The sequence below is a fragment of the Streptomyces sp. NBC_00876 genome, assembly GCF_045207435.1.
Classification (GTDB): domain Bacteria; phylum Actinomycetota; class Actinomycetes; order Streptomycetales; family Streptomycetaceae; genus Streptomyces.
In genome coordinates this window covers 2,344,707-2,362,945 of the sequence record NZ_CP108800.1, presented here as the reverse complement: position 1 = coordinate 2,362,945, position 18,239 = coordinate 2,344,707, and the positions used below count along the sequence as shown (strand labels likewise).

The 18,239-nt window shown below is 71.3% G+C and carries 13 protein-coding genes and 1 pseudogene; 6 read left to right on the top strand and 8 right to left on the bottom strand.

The annotated features are described in order from the left end of the window. Positions 1-352: 352 nt before the first annotated feature. Together OG782_RS10345 and fxlM are read right to left on the bottom strand one after the other, a co-directional pair. A pseudogene (locus tag OG782_RS10345) lies at positions 353-697 on the bottom strand (PIG-L deacetylase family protein); the annotation flags it as partial. Continuing rightward, positions 694-3,036, bottom strand: a complete 2,343-nt coding sequence (fxlM, locus tag OG782_RS10340; RefSeq protein WP_406449555.1) for a methyltransferase, FxLD system — start codon at positions 3,034-3,036, stop codon at positions 694-696. The gene fxlM and the pseudogene OG782_RS10345, both read right to left, overlap by 4 nt. A gap of 481 nt (positions 3,037-3,517) precedes the next feature. Between fxlM and OG782_RS10335 the strand changes: the two genes are divergently transcribed. Together OG782_RS10335 and OG782_RS10330 are read left to right on the top strand one after the other, a co-directional pair. Continuing rightward, positions 3,518-5,551, top strand: coding sequence for a glycoside hydrolase domain-containing protein (locus OG782_RS10335; protein WP_406449553.1), 2,034 nt, complete (start codon positions 3,518-3,520; stop codon positions 5,549-5,551). 340 nt (positions 5,552-5,891) lie between these two features. Continuing rightward, the gene (locus OG782_RS10330) at positions 5,892-6,833 is read left to right on the top strand and encodes a ScbA/BarX family gamma-butyrolactone biosynthesis protein (protein WP_406449551.1); all 942 of its coding nucleotides are present in this window, start codon (positions 5,892-5,894) and stop codon (positions 6,831-6,833) included. Between the two features lie 55 nt (positions 6,834-6,888). Here OG782_RS10330 and OG782_RS10325 read toward each other — a convergent pair whose 3' ends face one another. The 3 genes from OG782_RS10325 to OG782_RS10315 form a co-directional block, all read right to left on the bottom strand. Continuing rightward, on the bottom strand, positions 6,889-7,773 hold the full coding sequence (locus OG782_RS10325; protein WP_406449549.1) for a PhzF family phenazine biosynthesis protein: 885 nt from the start codon (positions 7,771-7,773) through the stop codon (positions 6,889-6,891). A 172-nt stretch (positions 7,774-7,945) separates the two neighbouring features. Continuing rightward, positions 7,946-8,413, bottom strand: coding sequence for a lamin tail domain-containing protein (locus OG782_RS10320; RefSeq protein WP_406449547.1), 468 nt, complete (start codon positions 8,411-8,413; stop codon positions 7,946-7,948). A gap of 157 nt (positions 8,414-8,570) precedes the next feature. Next, the gene (locus OG782_RS10315) at positions 8,571-9,344 is read right to left on the bottom strand and encodes an SDR family oxidoreductase (RefSeq protein WP_406449545.1); all 774 of its coding nucleotides are present in this window, start codon (positions 9,342-9,344) and stop codon (positions 8,571-8,573) included. Between the two features lie 309 nt (positions 9,345-9,653). Between OG782_RS10315 and OG782_RS10310 the strand changes: the two genes are divergently transcribed. Next, entirely contained in the window at positions 9,654-11,282 is a 1,629-nt protein-coding gene (locus OG782_RS10310) for an alkaline phosphatase D family protein (RefSeq protein WP_406449543.1), read from the top strand. A gap of 18 nt (positions 11,283-11,300) precedes the next feature. Here the strand turns inward: OG782_RS10310 and OG782_RS10305 are convergent, their stop codons facing one another. Continuing rightward, positions 11,301-12,305 (bottom strand): Gfo/Idh/MocA family protein, encoded by a 1,005-nt coding sequence (locus OG782_RS10305; RefSeq protein ID WP_406449541.1) that lies wholly within the window; start codon positions 12,303-12,305, stop codon positions 11,301-11,303. Positions 12,306-12,384: 79 nt separating this feature from the next. Here OG782_RS10305 and OG782_RS10300 point away from each other — a divergent pair, with 79 nt between their 5' ends. Further along, a complete protein-coding gene (locus OG782_RS10300; protein WP_406449539.1) occupies positions 12,385-13,728 on the top strand; it encodes a multidrug effflux MFS transporter in 1,344 nt (447 codons plus the stop codon). Between the two features lie 75 nt (positions 13,729-13,803). On the opposite strand, the gene OG782_RS10295 is transcribed toward OG782_RS10300, so the two are convergent. Next, complete coding sequence (locus tag OG782_RS10295; RefSeq protein WP_406449537.1) at positions 13,804-15,123, bottom strand: hypothetical protein; 1,320 nt, start codon at positions 15,121-15,123, stop codon at positions 13,804-13,806. Positions 15,124-15,300: 177 nt separating this feature from the next. Between OG782_RS10295 and OG782_RS10290 the strand changes: the two genes are divergently transcribed. Then, a complete protein-coding gene (locus tag OG782_RS10290) occupies positions 15,301-16,308 on the top strand; it encodes a small ribosomal subunit Rsm22 family protein (protein WP_406449535.1) in 1,008 nt (335 codons plus the stop codon). Here OG782_RS10290 and ddaH read toward each other — a convergent pair. Beyond that, positions 16,305-17,201: a dimethylargininase gene (ddaH, locus tag OG782_RS10285; protein WP_406449533.1), complete on the bottom strand. Its 897-nt coding sequence runs from the start codon at positions 17,199-17,201 to the stop codon at positions 16,305-16,307. The two genes, OG782_RS10290 and ddaH, sit on opposite strands and share 4 nt — an antisense overlap. A 269-nt stretch (positions 17,202-17,470) precedes the next feature. On the opposite strand from ddaH, the gene OG782_RS10280 reads away from it, so the two are divergent. After that, entirely contained in the window at positions 17,471-18,217 is a 747-nt protein-coding gene (locus OG782_RS10280) for a bifunctional DNA primase/polymerase (RefSeq protein WP_406449531.1), read from the top strand. The last annotated feature ends 22 nt before the right edge of the window (positions 18,218-18,239 follow it).

Below are 18,239 nucleotides of genomic sequence, written 5' to 3'. Positions count from 1 at the left end.
GCGGGTCTCCTGCGGCAGTCAGGCGGGCGAGAATCCCGGGCAGGGACCGCTCGCGGGCGGTCTCGCCGCGGTGGGCGAGGATCGCGGCCCATTTCCGCTCCAGCCAGGGGGTGACGTCGACGGCCGTGGTGGCGTGCGCGTCCGGGACCGTGAGCACGCGTTTGCCGACCGCTTCCAGCAGGGGGCCGAGGCTGCCGACGCCGGACTCGGGGTGCGTGGCGCAGTACAGGGCGCGTGGTTGCCAGGGCGCACCGGCCTCCGGGTACAGGCGGGCGAGCCCGGCGTCCTGAACGGCGAGGAGTGTGACCTGGTGGGTGCGACGGTGGTCCGGGTGGCCGGTCAGCTGTCCGAGGGCGTCGTGCGTGACCACGACGTCGGGGCGGAACGAGCGGATCCGGTGGACCAGGGCGGCGATGACCTCTTCCATGGGCGCGTCGACGAGCCGGGGCCGGTCGTGGGCCGCCCGAGGGGTGCGGGCGTCGCCGTACCCCAGCATGCGGGGCGCGCCCGCGCCGAGTGCGTCCAAAGCGTGGGCGAGCTCGGTGGCCCGTGGGCTGTCAGGTGCCCACGTCATGGTGACCACACCGGTGCGCGCCTGCGCGGCGGAGTGCTGGGCGAGTACGCCGCCGGCGAGGAGGCACTCGTCGTCGGGATGGGCGAACACGCCCAGGAGGGACGGGAGAGCGGAATCCGTCATGGGCGGGCTTCCCTCTCCGCTGCGGCGACGGCCGGTGAGACCGGACCGGGCACCGGGGTGTCACCGCCCGGCCAGCGGAAGACCAGCCGCGCGGAAGGCTTGTCGAGTACGTGGCCGGGAGGCAGTTCGCCGTCGGGGGTACGGGCCGGGTGGACGGTCATGGGCGGGTAGCCGCGGTCGCGCACATGGCGGTCCCAGTCGCGTACACATTCGACGAACCGCTCTGCCAGCGCCGGTCCGGCCGGGCCGTAGGCGTGTACGCAGAACTCACTGAGGCAGTCGGACGGCTCAGGTGCGTCGTGAACCTTGATGTGGGTCAGGTAGGCGAGCGAGCCACCGGCCACGATCGCTGCCGCGTCCTGCTGCGCCACCAGCGCCGGGTCCTTCGAACCGGTCAGGCGGCAGAATCCCCGCTGAGTGGTCGCGGCGTAGAGCTGCAGTGTCTCGAACGAGTACATGCCGGGGACGACGACACCGGTGGCCAGCTCATGCCGCGTTCCGCGCATGGCCTCATCGAGCGCGGGGACGTCACCGGGAACGCCGCTCTCCCACCGCGCCATGACGGCACCACCTGCCAGGGCGACGGCCCGAACGGTGCGCGCGGCAGCACCGCGGTCCCGCACGAATCCGCAGTACGTCCAGTGCTCCGCCGCCATGACGTCACCGCGCCGGACCAGAGCGACCGAGCGGGTGTAGCCGCCCATCTCCAGCGGCACGACCAGGCGCCCGCCCTCGGCCAGTTGCTCCCGCCAGGCCGGGGCGATGTCCGACACGTTGTGCGTGATGATCACGCCACCGAACCCGCCCGCGGGGACGTGCGCGGGCGCACCGAGAGCGCCGTCACCGAGGACGGCGGTGACGCGGCCGCTTCCGGCTTCCGCGCACAGCCGCCTCGTGCGGTGGACGATGTACGGGTCGATGTCCACGGTCACCACACGGCCGTGTTCCCCGAGGACATGGGCGATCAGCTCTGCGTTGTACCCGCCCGACCCGACTTCCAGCACGGTCATGCCCGGCTTCACCCGGAGCCGCTCGGCCATGTCTGCCTGCAGCCAGGCCGCCGAGACCGAGCTGACCGCCGTCCCGGCCTCCTCCCGGGCCGTGACCACGGCGAGGTCGTCGTGGTAGGCCGTCTCCAGAGGGGTCTCCGGGACGAAGCGGTGCCGGGGCACCTCACGCAGCGCGGTCCGGATCTCCGAGGAGGGCGCCCAGCCCTTCCGGATCACGAGGTCCGCCATCCGCTCGCGCAGACGTCCGGCCTCTGCCGGTTCACCGGGCACGGCCGGGGCACCGTACGCGCACGGGTAGGAGTGGACGGGCGGCAAGCCGGGAAGCACTCCGGGCCACACCGCGTTCAGGGCCTGGGCGGAGGGCATGAAGATCGTTCCCAGAGTGGCCAGGGTGTGCAGAGGGTGCCACTCCCAGCGTGAGAATTTGTCCGGTTCCCGTAGCTCGAGCTCGCCCTCCCAGCCGGTGACGCGCACGATCGGGGTGATGCGGCGCAGGTCCAGCCGGTCGTCGTGCAGGACCGTGATGACGTGGGCGTTCTCCGCGCTGGCTGTCAGCCCGGTCTCCTCCGCCAGCTCCCGTACGGCTGCCGCCTGTGCGGACTCGCCCGTCTCCACGCGGCCACCGGGAAGCTCCCACATGCCCCGGGCGGAGCGGCCCAGAAGGACCCGCCCAGCGGTGTCGGTGACCACGGCCGAAGCGCCCACCACCGCCTGCGGCGCCGGCCGGCCCTTCTCGGCCGCGGTGAACGAGCTGCCCCGCCCGCGCAGCACCAGCACCGCCAAGCCGTCCGTCTCGAACCGTTCGGCCGTCTCGAAGGCGTCTGCGATCAGGGTGAGTTCGTCCTTGTCCAGGGCGATGTGCTGCCGCTCCTGAGGAGTGTGCTCAGTGACCGGAGTGATGACGACGAGCGCGCCGCCCTCGCGTAACCGCGCACCCAGAGCACGCAGGACGGCGGATCGGTTGCGGATGAAGGCGATGCTCAGCCGCATCGTGACCAGGTCGTATCCGCCATCGCTCCCCTCGGGCGTACCGGGCAGTTCGTCATGCTCGATGTCCAGGTGCAGAAAACGCACCCGCGGCGTCCCGCCGTGCTCCGTCCGGGCCCGGGTCAGGGCGCCTTCGGCGAAGTCGATCGCGTCGACGTCATAGCCCATGCCGGCCAGTGCGACGGCGAGTTCGCCCGTGCCGCAGCCGATATCAAGGGCCCGTCCGCCTTCGGGAGCCGGGGCGTGCTCGGCCAGCAGTGCCCGCTCCCCGTCGCCCAGAGGCCGAAACCCGCGCCCCTCGGCGTAGTGCTCCTGCCACGCTTCCCTTCGGACTTGCTTCAACGTGGTGTTCCCTTCATCGACCGGTGGGGCTGCCGGGTCCGAGCGGACATCGTCGAGGCGTTCACCGCAGGGGCCTCCACTCTCCAACGGGAGAACCCTTACCGCGTCATGCTCGTCCGGGTCCAGAACAGGTGAGCGGATCTGTTCGACGGTGAGCCGGCCGCCGGCGAAGACGCATTCCACGGGTGCCTGGGGGCAGCGGGAGCGGTCTCACCTCGTGTACGCAGAGTCGGCACAGGCGGCCGAACGGCGTGAATGGTGTTCGTGCGGGTGATTTCTCGGGCGGCGGCGAGGACGGCATCGCTGTTACGGGGGCCGGGACCGGGAAGCTGCTCATGTACCGGGGCGCCGGCACGGGAGGTCTCAAGGGCCGCACCCAGATCGGGACGGGCGGTGGTCGCACCCCCTCACCGGGTGGCGGGACGGCCGTCCCTGCGTCTCCAGCCCGTCGCTGTGTCACCTCGACCTTCGGGAAGAAGCCATGAAGAACCGTCATCTCCGCAGTGCGGCCTCCGCTCTGACCGCTGTCTGTGCCCTGAGTTCCCTGCTTCAGAGCGGCGCCACCGCTTCGGCCGCCGAGTCGGCCACGACCGTCGAGTACCAGGGGCTCTCGCTCCGGATTCCGGCCGGGTGGTCCCTCGTCGACCTCGCCACGGCTCCGCGCACCTGTGTGAGGCTCGACCGGAACACCGTCTACCTGGGGCACCCGGGGACGGAGCAGGACTGTCCGCCGCATCTGATCGCGGAGAAGACCGAGGCGATCGTCCTGGAGCCCTTTGCCGGGGCCGGCCCCCGCCAGGACGTTCCCCACGTGGACGTCCCGGCGGGCTCACCCGCTCCGGGTACCCTCCCGGTCACGGACTCCCGCGAGGTCCGGCTGGCTTTCGAGGGCGCCGGCGTCTACGCGACCGTCAGCCACGGGGCCTCGCCCGCCGCCATCGACGAGATCCTGGGAACCGTGGCCACCGGCGCCACGGCCAAGGCGCAGAAGGCCCCGGCGGCTCCAGGCCCGCAGGCCGCGGACCCGTCCCCCGCAACCGCCCCGGCGGTCCCGGGTACCGGTTACAAGGGCAAGGCGTTCGACGCCTGCTCCGCCCCGTCCCCGGGTGCCATGTCCGACTGGGCGGCCTCGCCCTACCGGGGAGTGGCCATCTACATGGGCGGACCGAGCCGCTCCTGTTCACAGCCCAATCTCACCTCCGCGTGGGTGTCCCAGCGCAGCGCCGACGGCTGGCACCTGCTCCCCATCTACGCGGGCCTCCAGGCCGCAAGCATCTCCGCGTCCAGCGCCGACAGCCAGGGCCGGGCGGCCGCCGACGCGGCGGTGGGCCTGGCCCGGGGACTGGGCTTCGTACCCGGCACCGCGCTCTACATCGACATGGAGCAGTACAGCTCGGGCTACCGCACCAACGTGCTCAACTACCTGTCCGGCTGGACCGACCGCCTCCACGACCTGCACTACCGGTCGGGTGTGTACAGCTCCTCCAGTTCGGGCATCAAGGATCTCTCCTCCGTCTACTCCTCCACGACGCTGGAGCGGCCGGACATCATCTGGGTGGCCAACTGGAACGGCGTGGCGGACACGGCGGACGTGAACCTGTCTGCCGGTCAGTGGGCCAACCACCAGCGTGTCCACCAGTACACGGGCAATGTCACCGAGTCGTACGGCGGCACGAAGATCAACATCGACCGGAACTACGTCGACGTCGGCGCATCGGTCGCCACCGGCGATCCGGGGATGACGGATCTGGTCGCCGGTGACTTCAACGGCAACGGCAAGAAGGACCTCGTCGCGGTCGAGGTGTCGACGGGAAAGCTGTGGCTGTACCCGGGTACGGGCACCGGCACCCTGACCTCGCGGGTCGTGATCGGCACGAGCGGCTGGAACGGGATGGCGAATCTCGCCGTCGGCGACATGGACAAGGACGGCAGGGACGACGTCGTCGCCACGGAGAAGGCGACCGGAAAGCTGTTCCTCTACAAGGGCGACGGAAGCGGCCTCGCCTCGCGTACGGAGATCGGTTCGGGCGGCTGGAACGGCATCAGCGGCGTCCTCGCGGGCGATTTCTCCGGTGACGGCAAGGACGACGTCGTCGGCGTCGAATCCGCCACGGGGAAGCTCTTCCTGTACGGGGGGAACGGTGACGGGACGATCGACGGTTCCGGTGCGCGTGTGGAGATCGGTTCCAGTGGCTGGAACGGTATGAGCAAGGTCGTCAGCCCCGGCGATATGAACAGGGACGGCAAGGACGATGTGATCGCGTCGGACAAGTCGACGGGGAAGCTGTTCCTCTACTCCGGTACGGGCAGCGGCCTGGGCTCCCGTGTGGAGATCGGCTCGAGCGGCTGGAACGGTATCTCCGACTACGCCGGCGGCGACTTCACCGGTGACGGTGTGGGCGACCTGGCAGCCGTGAAGTCCCAGCCCGGCGAGACCGGAAAGCTCTACCTCTACAAGGGCACCGGCACGGGCGGTCTCCAGGCCCGCACCGAGATCGGCAGCGGCGGTTGGTGACGGCGCCATCGGATTCCGGAACGTGACCGCCCGGCCGCCTGATCGGGCGGCCGGGCGGAACGCATCGCTCCGTAGCGGCGATCCGTACAAGCGACCAGTACAGCGGCGAACCGGCTCACGCCGGGTCGCCGCTGTACTCATGTCCGCGTCCGGAACGGGCGGAGGAGCGGCGGTATTCGGCCACCGCGCCGTGACGCTTGACCGCCGTCCACTGGCGGTGGCCTGAACCGGTGTACAGGAGGGTGGCTGGAAGCTACGAGCGGTACGGGGCAAACTGGCCCATCGACAGCCGGGCCGGGACAACTCGGCCCATCGACTCAGATCCCCCAGGGGGCGCCTCATGGTTCAGCTCACCTCGCACGCTTCGGCGCCGGTCGAAAGTGCCGTGGCCGCACCCGGCGCACCGGTGGACCGCCTCGGACTGCTGTGCCACCGGTCCGACCCGCAGGACGTGTTTCCCACGGGGCTGACCCGGCTGACCGACACCCAGTTCTCGGTGTCGGCCCACTGGCCGATGGTCCACCGCTTCTTCGCCCCCGTGGGCGGCAGCCACCAGGACCCGCTGCTGATAGCGGAGACCATCCGGCAGGCGACCATGCTGATCGCCCACGCCGAACTCGGTGTTCCGGTCGGCGACGCCTTCGTGATGTGGGAGCTGGGTTACACCTGCGCGTCCGAACGCCTCGTGCTGGGCGAGGACCCCTGGGACATCACGGTCGACGCGTCCTGCTCCCGGATCCGCCGCCGCGGCCGGAGTCTCGGTTCCATGAGCATCGAGCTTCTCTTCCACCGCCGCGGCACGGTGCTCGCCTCCGGCGCCGGCCGGGTCAGCTGTACTTCCGCCGGGGCCTACCGCCGGCTGCGCGGTCATCGCGGCGCCGCCCTGGACACCCCCGTACCCCTGCTGCCGGCGCTTCCGCCGCGTGCGGTCGGCAAGCTCTCCGAGCGGGACGTGGTCCTCGCGCCCGCCGTGTCTCCCGGCAGATGGCCGCTGCGGCTGGACACCCGCCATCCGACGCTGTTCGGCCGCCCCAACGACCATGTGCCGGGCATCCTGCTGGTGGAGGCGGCCCGGCAGGCCGCCACCGCCACCCTGCCCGGCTTCCTGCCGGCAGCGATGCAGGCGGACTTCCACCGGTACGTGGAACTGGACCGCCCCTGCTGGATCGAGGTCCTGCCCGCCCCGGCCGGCGGCGAGGTGTCCGACGGTCTGCGGATACGGGCCGTGCAGGACGGCGAAACCGTCTTCACCTGCACGCTCGGCGCACCGGACGCCGCCTGAGAGGTGTTCCGGCAGCTTTCCCGGGGCTCCGGCCGGGGCGGCCGTCGCGTCGTCGTCAGGCTCCGGCCGGTGCCGGGATGCGGGTGCCCGTCCCGCTCACCCGGACCCGTGCGTCGCCCGCCCGGGTCGCGACGGTGAGCGTGCCGGGGCGGCCCATGTCCTCGCCCTGGTACAGGGTCAGTTCGGCGGTGTCCGGGACCAGGGACAGCTCACGCAGGTACGCGCCGAAGGCGGCGGCCGCCGCACCCGTCGCCGGGTCCTCGACCACGCCGCCGACCGGGAACGGGTCGCGGACATGGAAGACGGAGTCCGACGCGCGCCACACCAGCTGGAGCGTGGTCAGGTCCAGCCGGTGCATGAGTGCTTCGAGGCGCGCGAAGTCGTAGTCGAGTGCGGCCAGTCGCTCACGGGTCGCGGCGGCCAGCACCAGATGCCGGGCGCCCGCGTAGGCGATACGGGGCGGCAGGGCCGGGTCGAGATCGGCGGCCGGCCAGTCCAGGGCGGCCAGCGCCTCCGTCAGATCGGCCGGGGCGATGTCCGCGACGTGCGGTTCCACGCTGGTGAGAGTGGCCCGGAGCGTGGCTCCCTCGCGGGAGACGGTGACCGGCACCGCACCGGCGCGGGTGGCGAACTCCAGCTCCCCGGGGCCGTCCCGCTCGGCGAGGGCCAGGGCCGTCGCGACGGTGGCGTGCCCGCAGAAGGGGACCTCGGCCTTCGGGCTGAAGTAGCGGATCGTGTAACCGCGTGCGCCGGGGGCCGCGGCCTCGGTGCGCCCGGTCAGGAAGGCCGACTCGCTGTAGCCGAGTCCGGCCGCCACGGCCAGCATGTCCGCGTCGTCCAGACCGGACGCGTCCAGCACGACGCCGGCCGGATTTCCGCCGTCCGGGTCGGCGGAGAAGGCGGTGTAGCGCAGGATCTCGGTCTGCGGAAGCTCAGTCATGTGCCGCACAACCGTGCCCCGGTCCGGTGCATTCCCCCAGTGCATCCCCCGGAGTGTCCCCGGTGTGTCCCCGGTGTGTTCCCCGGGGGTCCCGCCCGCCCCCTCGCCGGGCGGGACCGCGGACCGGGGTTCAGGACCGGGGCCGTCGGATCAGTGGCAGTGCTCTGCCGGATCAGTGGCAGTTCTTGGTGCCGCCGCTCGACTTCGTCCAGGAGCAGGAGTCCAGGAGCGCACCGCTGGGCTTGATCAGCCGCGCCTTGTCACCGGTGTTGTTCCAGACGTACGAGCCGCGGTTCCAGTACACGTGGCCCGGGCTGGTCCTGGCCGTGCCGGTGTGGACCTTGACGGTCTTGCCCGCGCTGATGTTGTAGCTGCCGAAGGTGTACGTGTAGCCGGTGTTGTCCTTGAGCTTGTAGCCCTTGAGCTGCACCTTCGACTTGGTGTTGTTGTGGATCTCGACCCACTCGGCCTTCAGCGAGGTGTTGGACCTGGTGTCCTTGCCGGGGCTGTCGTACTGGATCGTGCCGAGGTGCACTCCGCTCTGGTGCTTCGCGGCCGAAGCCGGCGTCGCGACGAGCAGCGAACCGGCGAGAGCGGCCGTGGCGGCCAGGGCGAGGGGCACCGCGGTGCGTATGCGCATGCTGTGATCCTTATGTGTAGTTCCGGTGAAGAACTGTGAGCATAGAGGCAGCATGCGCTTACTGGATCAAGAGGGGCGTCATTCCGTGCTCAGGGATCACTTCCGCGTGAGGATGGGTCAATTATGTCCATCTGGTGACCTGTTTCGACCGTGGATGTCAGCCTCTCCCCACGTACGGCATCGTCGTCGCCAGAACCGTCGCGAACTGGACGTTGGCCTCCAGGGGTAGTTCGGCCATGTGGACCACCGTCCGGGCCACATCCGCGGCCGCCATCACCGGTTCCACGGCCAGTTCGCCGTTGGCCTGGAGGGTTCCGGTCCGCATCCGCTCGGTCATCTCGGTCGCGGCGTTGCCGATGTCGATCTGGCCGCAGGCGATCCGGTACGGGCGTCCGTCCAGTGACAGTGACTTGGTCAGACCGGTCATCGCGTGCTTGGTCGCGGTGTAGGCGACCGAGTGCGGCCGCGGCGCGTGCGCCGAGACCGAGCCGTTGTTGATGATCCGTCCGCCCTGCGGGTCCTGCTCCTTCATCTGCCGGTACGCCGCCTGCGCGCACAGGAACGCCCCCGTCAGGTTCACGTCGACCACCGTGCGCCAGTCCTCGTACGAGAGGTCCTCGACCGGCACGGCGCGCGGCCCGAAGGTGCCCGCGTTGTTGAAGAGCAGATCGAGGCGGCCGAAGCACTCCCGTACGGAGGAGAACAGGGCGTCCACGTCCTGCGGGCGCGTGACGTCGGCGGGGACGGTGATCACCCGGGCGTCCGGTCCGGCCAGTGAGGCGGTCTCGGTGAGCGGTTCCGGGCGGCGGCCCGCGAGCGCCACCGACCAGCCGGCGCCGGTCAGGGCGAGCGCCACCGCGCGGCCGATCCCGGAACCCGCGCCCGTGACCACGGCTGTCCTGGTCGTGGAATTCAACAGATTGTTGCTCATGCTGCCGCAGCGTACGCCCAGGCGCCCCGCGGCCCGCCGTCAGCCGGCGGCGTCCGGGGCAAATGCCGCGTCCGGGCGCCGCGTTCGCGTTCCTCGGGGTGATTCGTGTACGTGGCACCGGCGATTCCCGAGCCGCCGCGCCCATAGTTGATGATCATGGTCCTGGCCGCATATGCGGAGTTTGCCCCTGGGGATCCATTCCTGCCGCATTCCTCATCCAGGCGACGCCCGCGCGACGCGAGCACGACAACCGCCCGATGTGCCGGCCCGGTGGACTTCCCCCCACACCACCAGTCAGGGGAGGGACAGATGACGCACTCATCGCACCAGCAGGAGCTGCGCGACGCCGCCCGGCACACCGACCGCCGCCGTTTTCTCACCGTCGGCGGAGCCGCCGCCGCACTCGCCTTCTCGGTCGGCCTGCCGGCCGCCGGAACCGCGAGCGCCCGCGAGATGCACTCCCGGCAGCTCGACGAGGACCCGTTCACCCTCGGCGTCGCCTCCGGCGACCCGCTTCCCGACTCGGTCCTCCTGTGGACGAGACTCGCCCCCCGCCCGTTCGAGCCGGACAGCGGACTGCCCGCCGCCCGCGTCCAGGTGGGCTGGGAACTGGCCCGGGACGAGCGCTTCACCCGCATCGTCCGGCGCGGCACCACCACCGCCCACCCGGAGTTCCACCACAGCGTCCACGTCGAGGTCAGGGGCCTGGACGCGGACCGCGTCCTCTACTACCGCTTCCGCACCGGGCAGTGGACCAGCCCCGTCGGCCGGACCCGAACGGCGCCCGCCCCCGGCGCGCGCAACCACGAACTGCGCCTGGCGGCCGTGTCCTGCCAGGCGTACCACGACGGCTACTTCACCGCCTACAAGCACCTCGCACAGGAGGACGTCGACGTGGTCTTCCACCTCGGCGACTACCTCTACGAGTACGCGGTGACCGCGACCGGCGGGGCCCGCAACTACACCGACCGCACCCTGCCCGCCCTCTTCAACCGGGAGACGGCCACGCTGGAGGACTACCGCCTGCGGTACGCCCTCTACAAGTCCGACCCCGATCTGCGCGCCGCCCACGCCGCGCACCCCTTCGTCGTCACCTGGGACGACCACGAGACCGAGAACAACTACGCGGGCGACATCCCCGAGAACGGCGTGCCGCCCGAGGAGTTCCTGATCCGCCGCGCCGCCGCCTACCGCGCGTACTGGGAGAACCAGCCGCTGCGCTCCCCGCAGCGGCCGACCGGGCCGGACATGAAGCTCTACCGGCGGCTGCAGTTCGGCCGGCTCGCCCAGTTCGACATCCTCGACACCCGCCAGTACCGCAGCGACCAGGCGTACGGCGACGGCTGGCAGACCTCGGGACCCGAGTCCGAGGACCCGTCGCGCACCCTGACCGGCGCCGCCCAGGAGCGCTGGCTGATCGACGGCTGGCGCCACTCGCGGGCCACCTGGAACGTGGTGCCGCAGCAGGTCACCTTCGCACAGCGGCGCGATGTGCCCACCGACGCCTACAAGCTGTCCATGGACTCCTGGGACGGCTACCCGGCGTCCCGGGACCGGATCCTGAAGGGCGCCGAGAGCACCGGGGTCGACAACCTGATGGTGCTGACCGGCGATGTGCACGTCAGCTACGCCTTCGACCTGAAGCGGGACTTCGACGACCCCTCGTCCCGCACGGTCGGCACCGAGATCGTCACCACGTCCATCACCAGCGGCAAGGACGGTTCGGAGAAGCCGGCCAACTGGAACAACCTCACGCAGGCCAACCCGCACCTGAAGTTCTACAACGGACGCCGCGGGTACGCCGTCGTCACCCTCCAGGAGCGGCAGGCGCGCGCCGACTTCCGTACGGTGAGCGCCGTCACCAAGCCCGGCGCCCCCGTCACGACGGCCTCCTCCTACGTCACCGAGGTCGGCAACCAGGGCCTCACCCCGGCCTGACGACCTGGACGAAGAGCCCTAACGGGCCGCCCCGTCCACGGGGTAGCGGACGCCGATGCGGTCACGTACCGCGTCGAGCGTCCGCATCACCGCGAGCGACCCCTCCAGCGGCACCAGCGGGGACTCCGTCTCGCCCGACCGGACCGCCCGCATCACCTCGGCCGCCTCGAACTGCATGCCCGTAAGACCCTGCGGCCCCGGCCCGGAGGTGATCGTCTCCGGCTCGCCGCCCGCCCGGTGCAGCACAAAGCTCTGCGGGTAGAAGAAGCTGTCGGGGAAGTCGATCCGGCCTTCCGTCCCGATGACCGTGGCCGCCGTCGGGTGGTGCCCGACGATCGAGCAGGCGAGCAGGGCGGTGGCGCCCGAGTCCCAGCCCAGCAGCATGCCGGTGTTCAGGTCGACGCCCTCCGGCGACAGCAGCGCGTCGGCCTGCACCCGGTCCGGCTCACCCAGCAGCAGGTGGGCGAACGACACCGGGTACACCCCGAGATCCAGCAGCGCGCCGCCGCCCAGCGCGGGATCGCGCAGCCGGTGCTCGGCCCCGAAGTCGCCCGCGAAGCCGAAGTCGGCCTGCACGGTACGGATCTCGCCGATCGCCCCGTCCCGCACCAGCTCCGTCATCCGCCGGATGACCGGGTTGCAGTACGTCCACATCGCCTCCATCAGGAAGAGGCCGCGGTCCCGGGCGAGGTCCACCAGCTCCTGCGCCTCGCGCGTGTTGAGCGTGAACGCCTTCTCGCACAGCACGTGCTTTCCGGCCTCCAGGGCCAGCGCGGCGGCCTCCCGGTGCGCGGAGTGCGGGGTGGCGACGTACACCACGTCCACCTCGTCGTCGGCGACCAGCTCGGCCCAGCTGCCGTACGCCCGCGGTATCCCGAACCGCTGCGCGAACGACTTCGCCGACGCGTCCGTACGGGAGGCCACGGCCACCACCTCGGCATCCGGCATCGCCTGAAGGTCAGCGGTGAAGGTCGCGGCGATGCCGCCTGTCGCCAGCACGCCCCAACGGACAGTCCTGCTCATGCACGCTCCCAATAAAGGTGCCGACCATTCCGGCTGAGCTGAGAGCATAGAGGCGGATTCAACAACAATGGAGATCAGAATGCCGGAGAGCGGCGTCAGCCGGGCCCAGCACATACCCACGACCGACACCGACACCGACACCGACACCGACGCCGGGACCGGGACCGGACTTCCCGTCCCACCGCCTCAGAAGACCGCGGCCCTTACCGGGGCCCGGCGTACCGGACTTCTCGTCACCCTGGTACTCAGCGGCCTGACCGCGCTGCCGCCACTGTCCATGGACATGTACCTCCCGGCGCTCCCCGCCGTCACCGAGGCGCTGAACGCACCCGCCTCGACCCTTCAGCTCACCCTCACGGCCTGCCTCACCGGCATGGCACTGGGCCAGGTCGTCGTCGGACCGATGAGTGACCGCTGGGGCAGGCGCCGGCCCCTGCTCCTCGGCATGATCGTCTACGTCTTCGCCACCGCGATCTGCGCCTTCGCCCCCAACGCCGAACTCCTCATCGGCTTCCGTCTGCTGCAGGGCCTCGCCGGCGCCGCGGGCATCGTCATCGCGCGGGCCATGGTGCGCGACATGTACGACGGCGACGAGATGGCCAGGTTCTTCTCCACCCTGATGCTGATCTCCGGCGTCGCCCCGGTCATCGCGCCGGTCATCGGCGGACAGGTCCTGCGGCTCACCGACTGGCGGGGCATCTTCGCCGTCCTCACCGTGATCGGTGTCCTGCTCACCCTGGTCGTCTGGAAGTGGCTGCACGAGACGCTGCCGCCCGAGGACCGCCACACCGGCGGCATCGGCGACGCGCTGCGCACCATGCGCGGACTGCTCGCCGACCGGGTCTTCACCGGCTACATGGTCGCGGGCAGTCTCGCCTTCGCCGCCCTCTTCGCCTATGTGAGCGCGTCCCCGTTCGTGATCCAGGAAATCTACGGCGCCTCGCCGCAGACCTTCAGCCTGATGTTCGGCATCAACTCGATCGGGCTGATCACGGTGGGCCAGATCAACGGCAAGTACCTCGTCGGCCGGGTCAGCCTCGACAAGGCGCTCACCTTCGGGCTCTGCGTCATCGTGGCGGCCGCGACCGCTCTCCTGCTGATGACGTCCGGGGTGTTCGGTGACGTCGGACTCGTGCCGGTCGCGAGCGGACTGTTCGTGCTGATGTCGGCGATGGGCCTGGCGATGCCGAACACCAACACCCAGGCGCTGATGCGCACCAAGCACGCCGCGGGCTCCGCCTCCGCGCTGCTCGGCACCTCCCAGTTCCTGATCGGCGCCGTCGCCTCGCCGCTCGTCGGGATCGCGGGGGAGACCACCGCGGTCCCGATGGCCCTGGTGCAGCTGGTGTGCGCGGTGGGCGCGCTGGCGTGCTTCCTGGGCCTGTGCCGCCCCTGGCAGCAGCAGGCGGCCGCCCGGCTGTGACGGGCGGACGGGCGGACGGGCGAGGACCCGGCCGTGCCCGGCCGGGCCGAGGCCCGGCCCGGCGGCGGGCGGCGGTCAGTGCGCCCGCGGGTAGCCGATCAGGTGCAGCCGGTCCTTCTCGTCCGTCCAGCGGAACAGGCCGACCCCCTCCGCACCCTCCGCGCCCGGCACCCGCACATTCGCCGCCAGCGCGTACGTGGCACCGGTGGAGACATCGGTCCTGACCGGGAAGCCGCCCCCGGCCAGCGCGTCCGCCGCGTTGCGCACGTTCGTCGCCCCGTACGCCGTGCCGTCGTCGTTCACGGACGCCAGGGCCAGCGACCTCGACCCGTCGGTGTCCTCGAAGCAGTAGCCCTTCTTGGTGTCCAGGTCGAAGGCGAGGTTCCCGGCCACCAGATAGCTGCCCGACGGAGAGAGCACCGCCTGCGGGTACTGACCCGGTTCGACCGCCGGCTTGTGGCACTGCACGGAGACCAGCGGCTTGCCCGTCTCCGTGTCGTGCACCGTCCACAGCTCATGGGTCCGGGCACGCTTCGCGCCCTTGGCGAGCTGCCACTTCGCCAGCACCACCCCGCGGGCCACCGACGTCGGCACGCCGCTGCGCCGGTCGGCGCCCTTGGGTGCCGCGTTCCGGCTGAACCAGCCGCCCGGCACCCAGAACTCCCGCGCCCCGCTCACCAGCAGGCCCTTCGAGGTCAGCCCGCGCACCTCCGTGAGCTTGCGGCAGGACGTGCAGTCCTTCGGGTACTTCAGCTTGGCGGCCGTGGCCCTGGTGACCCTGCCGGTCCCCGGATCCACCACCACGCTGTTCGTCCGGCCGTCGCCGATCAGGATGCCGGGACCCGTGACGTTGACGGTCGGCACCGAAGTCCACGGCACCTCCACGCGCCGCCGGGCACCGTCCTCCACCGCGTACGCGTCCAGGGAGACGATCCTGTCGGCCGGGTCCGGAGCGTCCTCGCCCACCTTCCCGTACGACCAGGTCACGAAGTACTCCTGGTCGTCCGCGGTGACCGTGAGCAGATGGGGGAAGTGCTTCCCCGCCGGCGGCCGCCAGTTCTGCCCGCTCCAGCCGGCCCGCCCGGTCTCGGACTCGATGGTCCGCAGCCGGTACTGCCCCTCGCCCGTCCGCACCAGATACGCCAGGCGTCCCGTGGTCCGGGAGAGGGCGTAGTCGGGCGAGGTGCCGATGAGCTCCCAGCCGCGCTGCGTCGTGAACGAGGGAGGAACGGTCAGCTGTGTCGCCGGTCCCTTGCTCGTGCTCACCGGCTTCCTGGGCTTCTTGTCGCTCCTGCTGCCGCTGGGGCTGCCACCACCGCAGGTGGTCAGCACAAGCAGCAGAGCCAGGACCAGCACTCCGCCCAGCAGAGTCAGGCGCACGATCCGCTGCCGCATGGTCCCTCCGATGAGCCTTGTCCGACCTGGCGCCGGTCAGCGTAGCAACTCCGCCTCGCACCTTTGCAGTTCTGCTCCATAGCTGTGGAATCCCGGCTTCACCGTGGTGCTCCGCAGCAGTGGTTTCCCGGCCCTGTGCGGCGGTCCGGCCCGCCCGCGTCCGCCTACAATTCCTCGGTGAACGTCACCCTCCCCACCACGGAAGCCCTGCGTGCGGCCCTGGCCGCACTCCTCGACGGGCTGCCGCCCAAGCAGGCAGCCCAGTCGGTCGACCGGCTCATCGCCCACTACCGGGGGACCATTCCCACCGACGCCCCGGTCCTGCGCGACCGCTCGGACGTCGCCGCGTACGCCGCGTACCGGATGCCGGCGACCTTCGAGGCCGTACGTTCCGCCCTCGCCGCGCTGCGCGAGGCCGCCCCGGACTGGGCGCCCACCACACACACCGACGTCGGCGGCGGCACCGGAGCGGCGAGCTGGGCGGTCGCCGGTGCCTGGGAGGGGCACCGGAGCACCGTCCTGGACTGGGCCGAACCCGCGCTCACCCTGGGCCGCGAACTGGCCGGGGCCTGCGGCATCCCGGCGCTGCGCGCCGCCGAGTGGCGGCGGGCCCGGATCGGCGAGGACATGGAACTCGCCGCCACGGACCTGGTGACCGTCTCCTACGTACTGAACGAGCTGACGCCGCAGGCCCGCACCGCGCTCGTCGACGCCGCGGCCCGGGCGGCGCAGGCCGTCGTGGTGGTCGAGGCCGGCACCCCCGACGGCTACGCCCGCATCATCGAGGCCCGGGACCGGCTGACCGCCGCCGGGCTCACCGTCGCCGCACCCTGCCCGCACAGCGACGCCTGCCCCATCGAGCCGGGCACGGACTGGTGCCACTTCTCGGCCCGGGTCAGCCGCTCCTCCCTCCACCGGAAGGTGAAGGGCGGCTCGCTGCCGTACGAGGACGAGAAGTTCAGCTACGTCGTGGCCACCCGCTTCACCCCGCGGCCCGTGGGCGCCCGGGTCACGCGCAGGCCGCAGATCCGCAAGGGGCAGGTGCTGCTGGAGCTCTGCACCCGCGACGAGGCCCTGCAGCGGGCCACCGTCACGAAGCGGCACGGCGAGCTGTACCGTGCCGCCCGCGACATCGACTGGGGCGATGCCTGGCCGCCCCCGCAGGACAGCCCGCAGGATTCCTAGGGCCGCAGCTCCTGGGTGCAGCACTTCACGCTGCCGCCGCCCTTGAGCAGCTCGCTCAGGTCCATCGGCACCGGTTCGAAACCGCGCTCCCGCAGCGGGTCGAACAGCCCCGAGGCGGCCTGCGGCAGCAGGACGTTGCGACCGTCGCTCACCGCGTTCAGCCCGAGCGCGGCGGCGTCCGCCTCGGCGGCGATCAGCGCACCGGGGAAGAGCCGGGCCAGTACCGCGCGGCTGCCCGGCGAGAAGGCGGCCGGGTAGTACATGATCTCGTCGGCCGCGTCGTCGAGCACGCTCAGCGCCGTATCCAGGTGGTAGTAGCGCGGATCGACCAGATCAAGGCCGATCACCGGGCGGCCGAAGAACTCCTGCGCCTCGTCGTGGGAGAGCGGACTGGACCGGAAGCCGCGCCCGGCCAGGATGTACGAGGAGGTCACGGCGAAGTCGCCCTCCCCCTCGTTGACGTGCGCGGGCTCGTGGATCTGCGTGAAGCCGTGGGCGCCGAACCACTCGCGGTGGGCGGCGGCCTCCTCGAACCGCTCCTGGTACGCGAACCGGGCGCCCAGCACCCGGCCGTCGATGACGGTGGCCCCGTTCGCGGCGAAGACCATGTCGGGGAGCCCGGGGCGGGGCGCCAGCAGGTCGACGGTGTGGCCGAGGGCGCGGTAGCGGTCGCGCAGGTCCTCCCACTGGGTCTGCGCCAGCGGGAGGTCGACGGGCTTGGTGGGGTCCATCCAGGGATTGATGGAATACGTCACCCTGAAGTGCGCCGGGGCGCACATCAGGTAGCGGCGGGGTGTGGCTTCACGAGGCAATGAGGGCTCCTCACGAATCGTCGCGGCGGCATTGGTGGCCGCTGCGGCCGGTGCGTCGCACGGGTGTGTGCGTGAGCCCATGGTGCGCCGTCCGCAGCCGCGGCGCAGTGAACCGATCGGGTGGTTGTGGCCGGGTGGTGCGCCGGTGCGTGTCCGCGGCCTCACCCGGGCTGTCGTCGACGCCCTCCAGGACCCTCGATGCGTGGACATACATCCGTCATTTCGCTACAAAGGATGTGATAGCGCTCACCTCATGGCATCGGCCGTCGTACCCCGCTTCCGGACTCTGGCCACCCGGGGCGCAGGATGGTGGGACCATGGGCAGGGGCAACGCTGAGGTAAGGGGATAGATGGGCGCCGATTTCAGCCGTGACCGCGGCTCGGAGAGCAGGTTTTCCCAATGGCTGCGGCGACGACCCAAACCGCAGCAGAGCGAGGTCGACGACACCGCACGGGAGGCGCTGCTCCTGGCTGTCGCCGAGGCCGGAATGCCGATCGCGCCCGCCGCCCACCCGGTCGGCTACCGATGTTCGTGCGAACGCATGGGCTGCCCCACCCCCGCCAGGCACCCGATCTCCTTCGCCTGGCAGACGCAGTCCACCACCGACCGGGCCCAGATCGAGCGATGGGCCCGCAGTCAGCCGCAGGCCAACTTCATCACGGCGACCGGCATGATCCACGACGTGCTCGACGTCCCGCTCTCGGCGGGCACGCAGGCACTGGAGCGGCTGCTCGCCGCCGGCATCGAGGTGGGCCCGGTGGCCCGCTCCGGCGACGACCGGATGCTCTTCTTCACCGCGACGCGCGGGACGCCCGAGGACGAGGACGAGTGGTGGCCGTGCGAGCTGGACTGCCACCCCGAGACCATGGACGAGCACCCCGGGCTGCGGTGGCACTGCCGCGGCAGCTATGTGCTGCTGCCGCCGGCCAGGCTCCCCGGTGAGCTGGACGTCCGATGGGTGCGAGGGCCGGAGAATCCGCTTCCGGACCCGCTGACGCTGCTGGAGACGCTGACGGACGCGTGCGCGCGGTTCGTGGGCTCCGCCGAGCAGAGCGACGTCGACCACGAGTCGGTGGCCTGGCCGCTGAGCCGGTAGACGAGGGCCGGGCGGGAACGAG

Bases quoted from the DNA above. Each gene is read 5' to 3' on its own strand.
- OG782_RS10335 (WP_406449553.1), top strand. From the start codon at position 3,518: ATGAAGAACCGTCATCTCCGCAGTGCGGCCTCCGCTCTGACCGCTGTC.
- OG782_RS10330 (WP_406449551.1), top strand. From the start codon at position 5,892: ATGGTTCAGCTCACCTCGCACGCTTCGGCGCCGGTCGAAAGTGCCGTG.
- OG782_RS10325 (WP_406449549.1), bottom strand. From the start codon at position 7,773: ATGACTGAGCTTCCGCAGACCGAGATCCTGCGCTACACCGCCTTCTCC.
- OG782_RS10320 (WP_406449547.1), bottom strand. From the start codon at position 8,413: ATGCGCATACGCACCGCGGTGCCCCTCGCCCTGGCCGCCACGGCCGCT.
- OG782_RS10315 (WP_406449545.1), bottom strand. From the start codon at position 9,344: ATGAGCAACAATCTGTTGAATTCCACGACCAGGACAGCCGTGGTCACG.
- OG782_RS10310 (WP_406449543.1), top strand. From the start codon at position 9,654: ATGACGCACTCATCGCACCAGCAGGAGCTGCGCGACGCCGCCCGGCAC.
- OG782_RS10305 (WP_406449541.1), bottom strand. From the start codon at position 12,305: ATGAGCAGGACTGTCCGTTGGGGCGTGCTGGCGACAGGCGGCATCGCC.
- OG782_RS10300 (WP_406449539.1), top strand. From the start codon at position 12,385: ATGCCGGAGAGCGGCGTCAGCCGGGCCCAGCACATACCCACGACCGAC.
- OG782_RS10295 (WP_406449537.1), bottom strand. From the start codon at position 15,123: ATGCGGCAGCGGATCGTGCGCCTGACTCTGCTGGGCGGAGTGCTGGTC.
- ddaH (WP_406449533.1), bottom strand. From the start codon at position 17,201: ATGGGCTCACGCACACACCCGTGCGACGCACCGGCCGCAGCGGCCACC.
- OG782_RS10280 (WP_406449531.1), top strand. From the start codon at position 17,471: ATGGGCGCCGATTTCAGCCGTGACCGCGGCTCGGAGAGCAGGTTTTCC.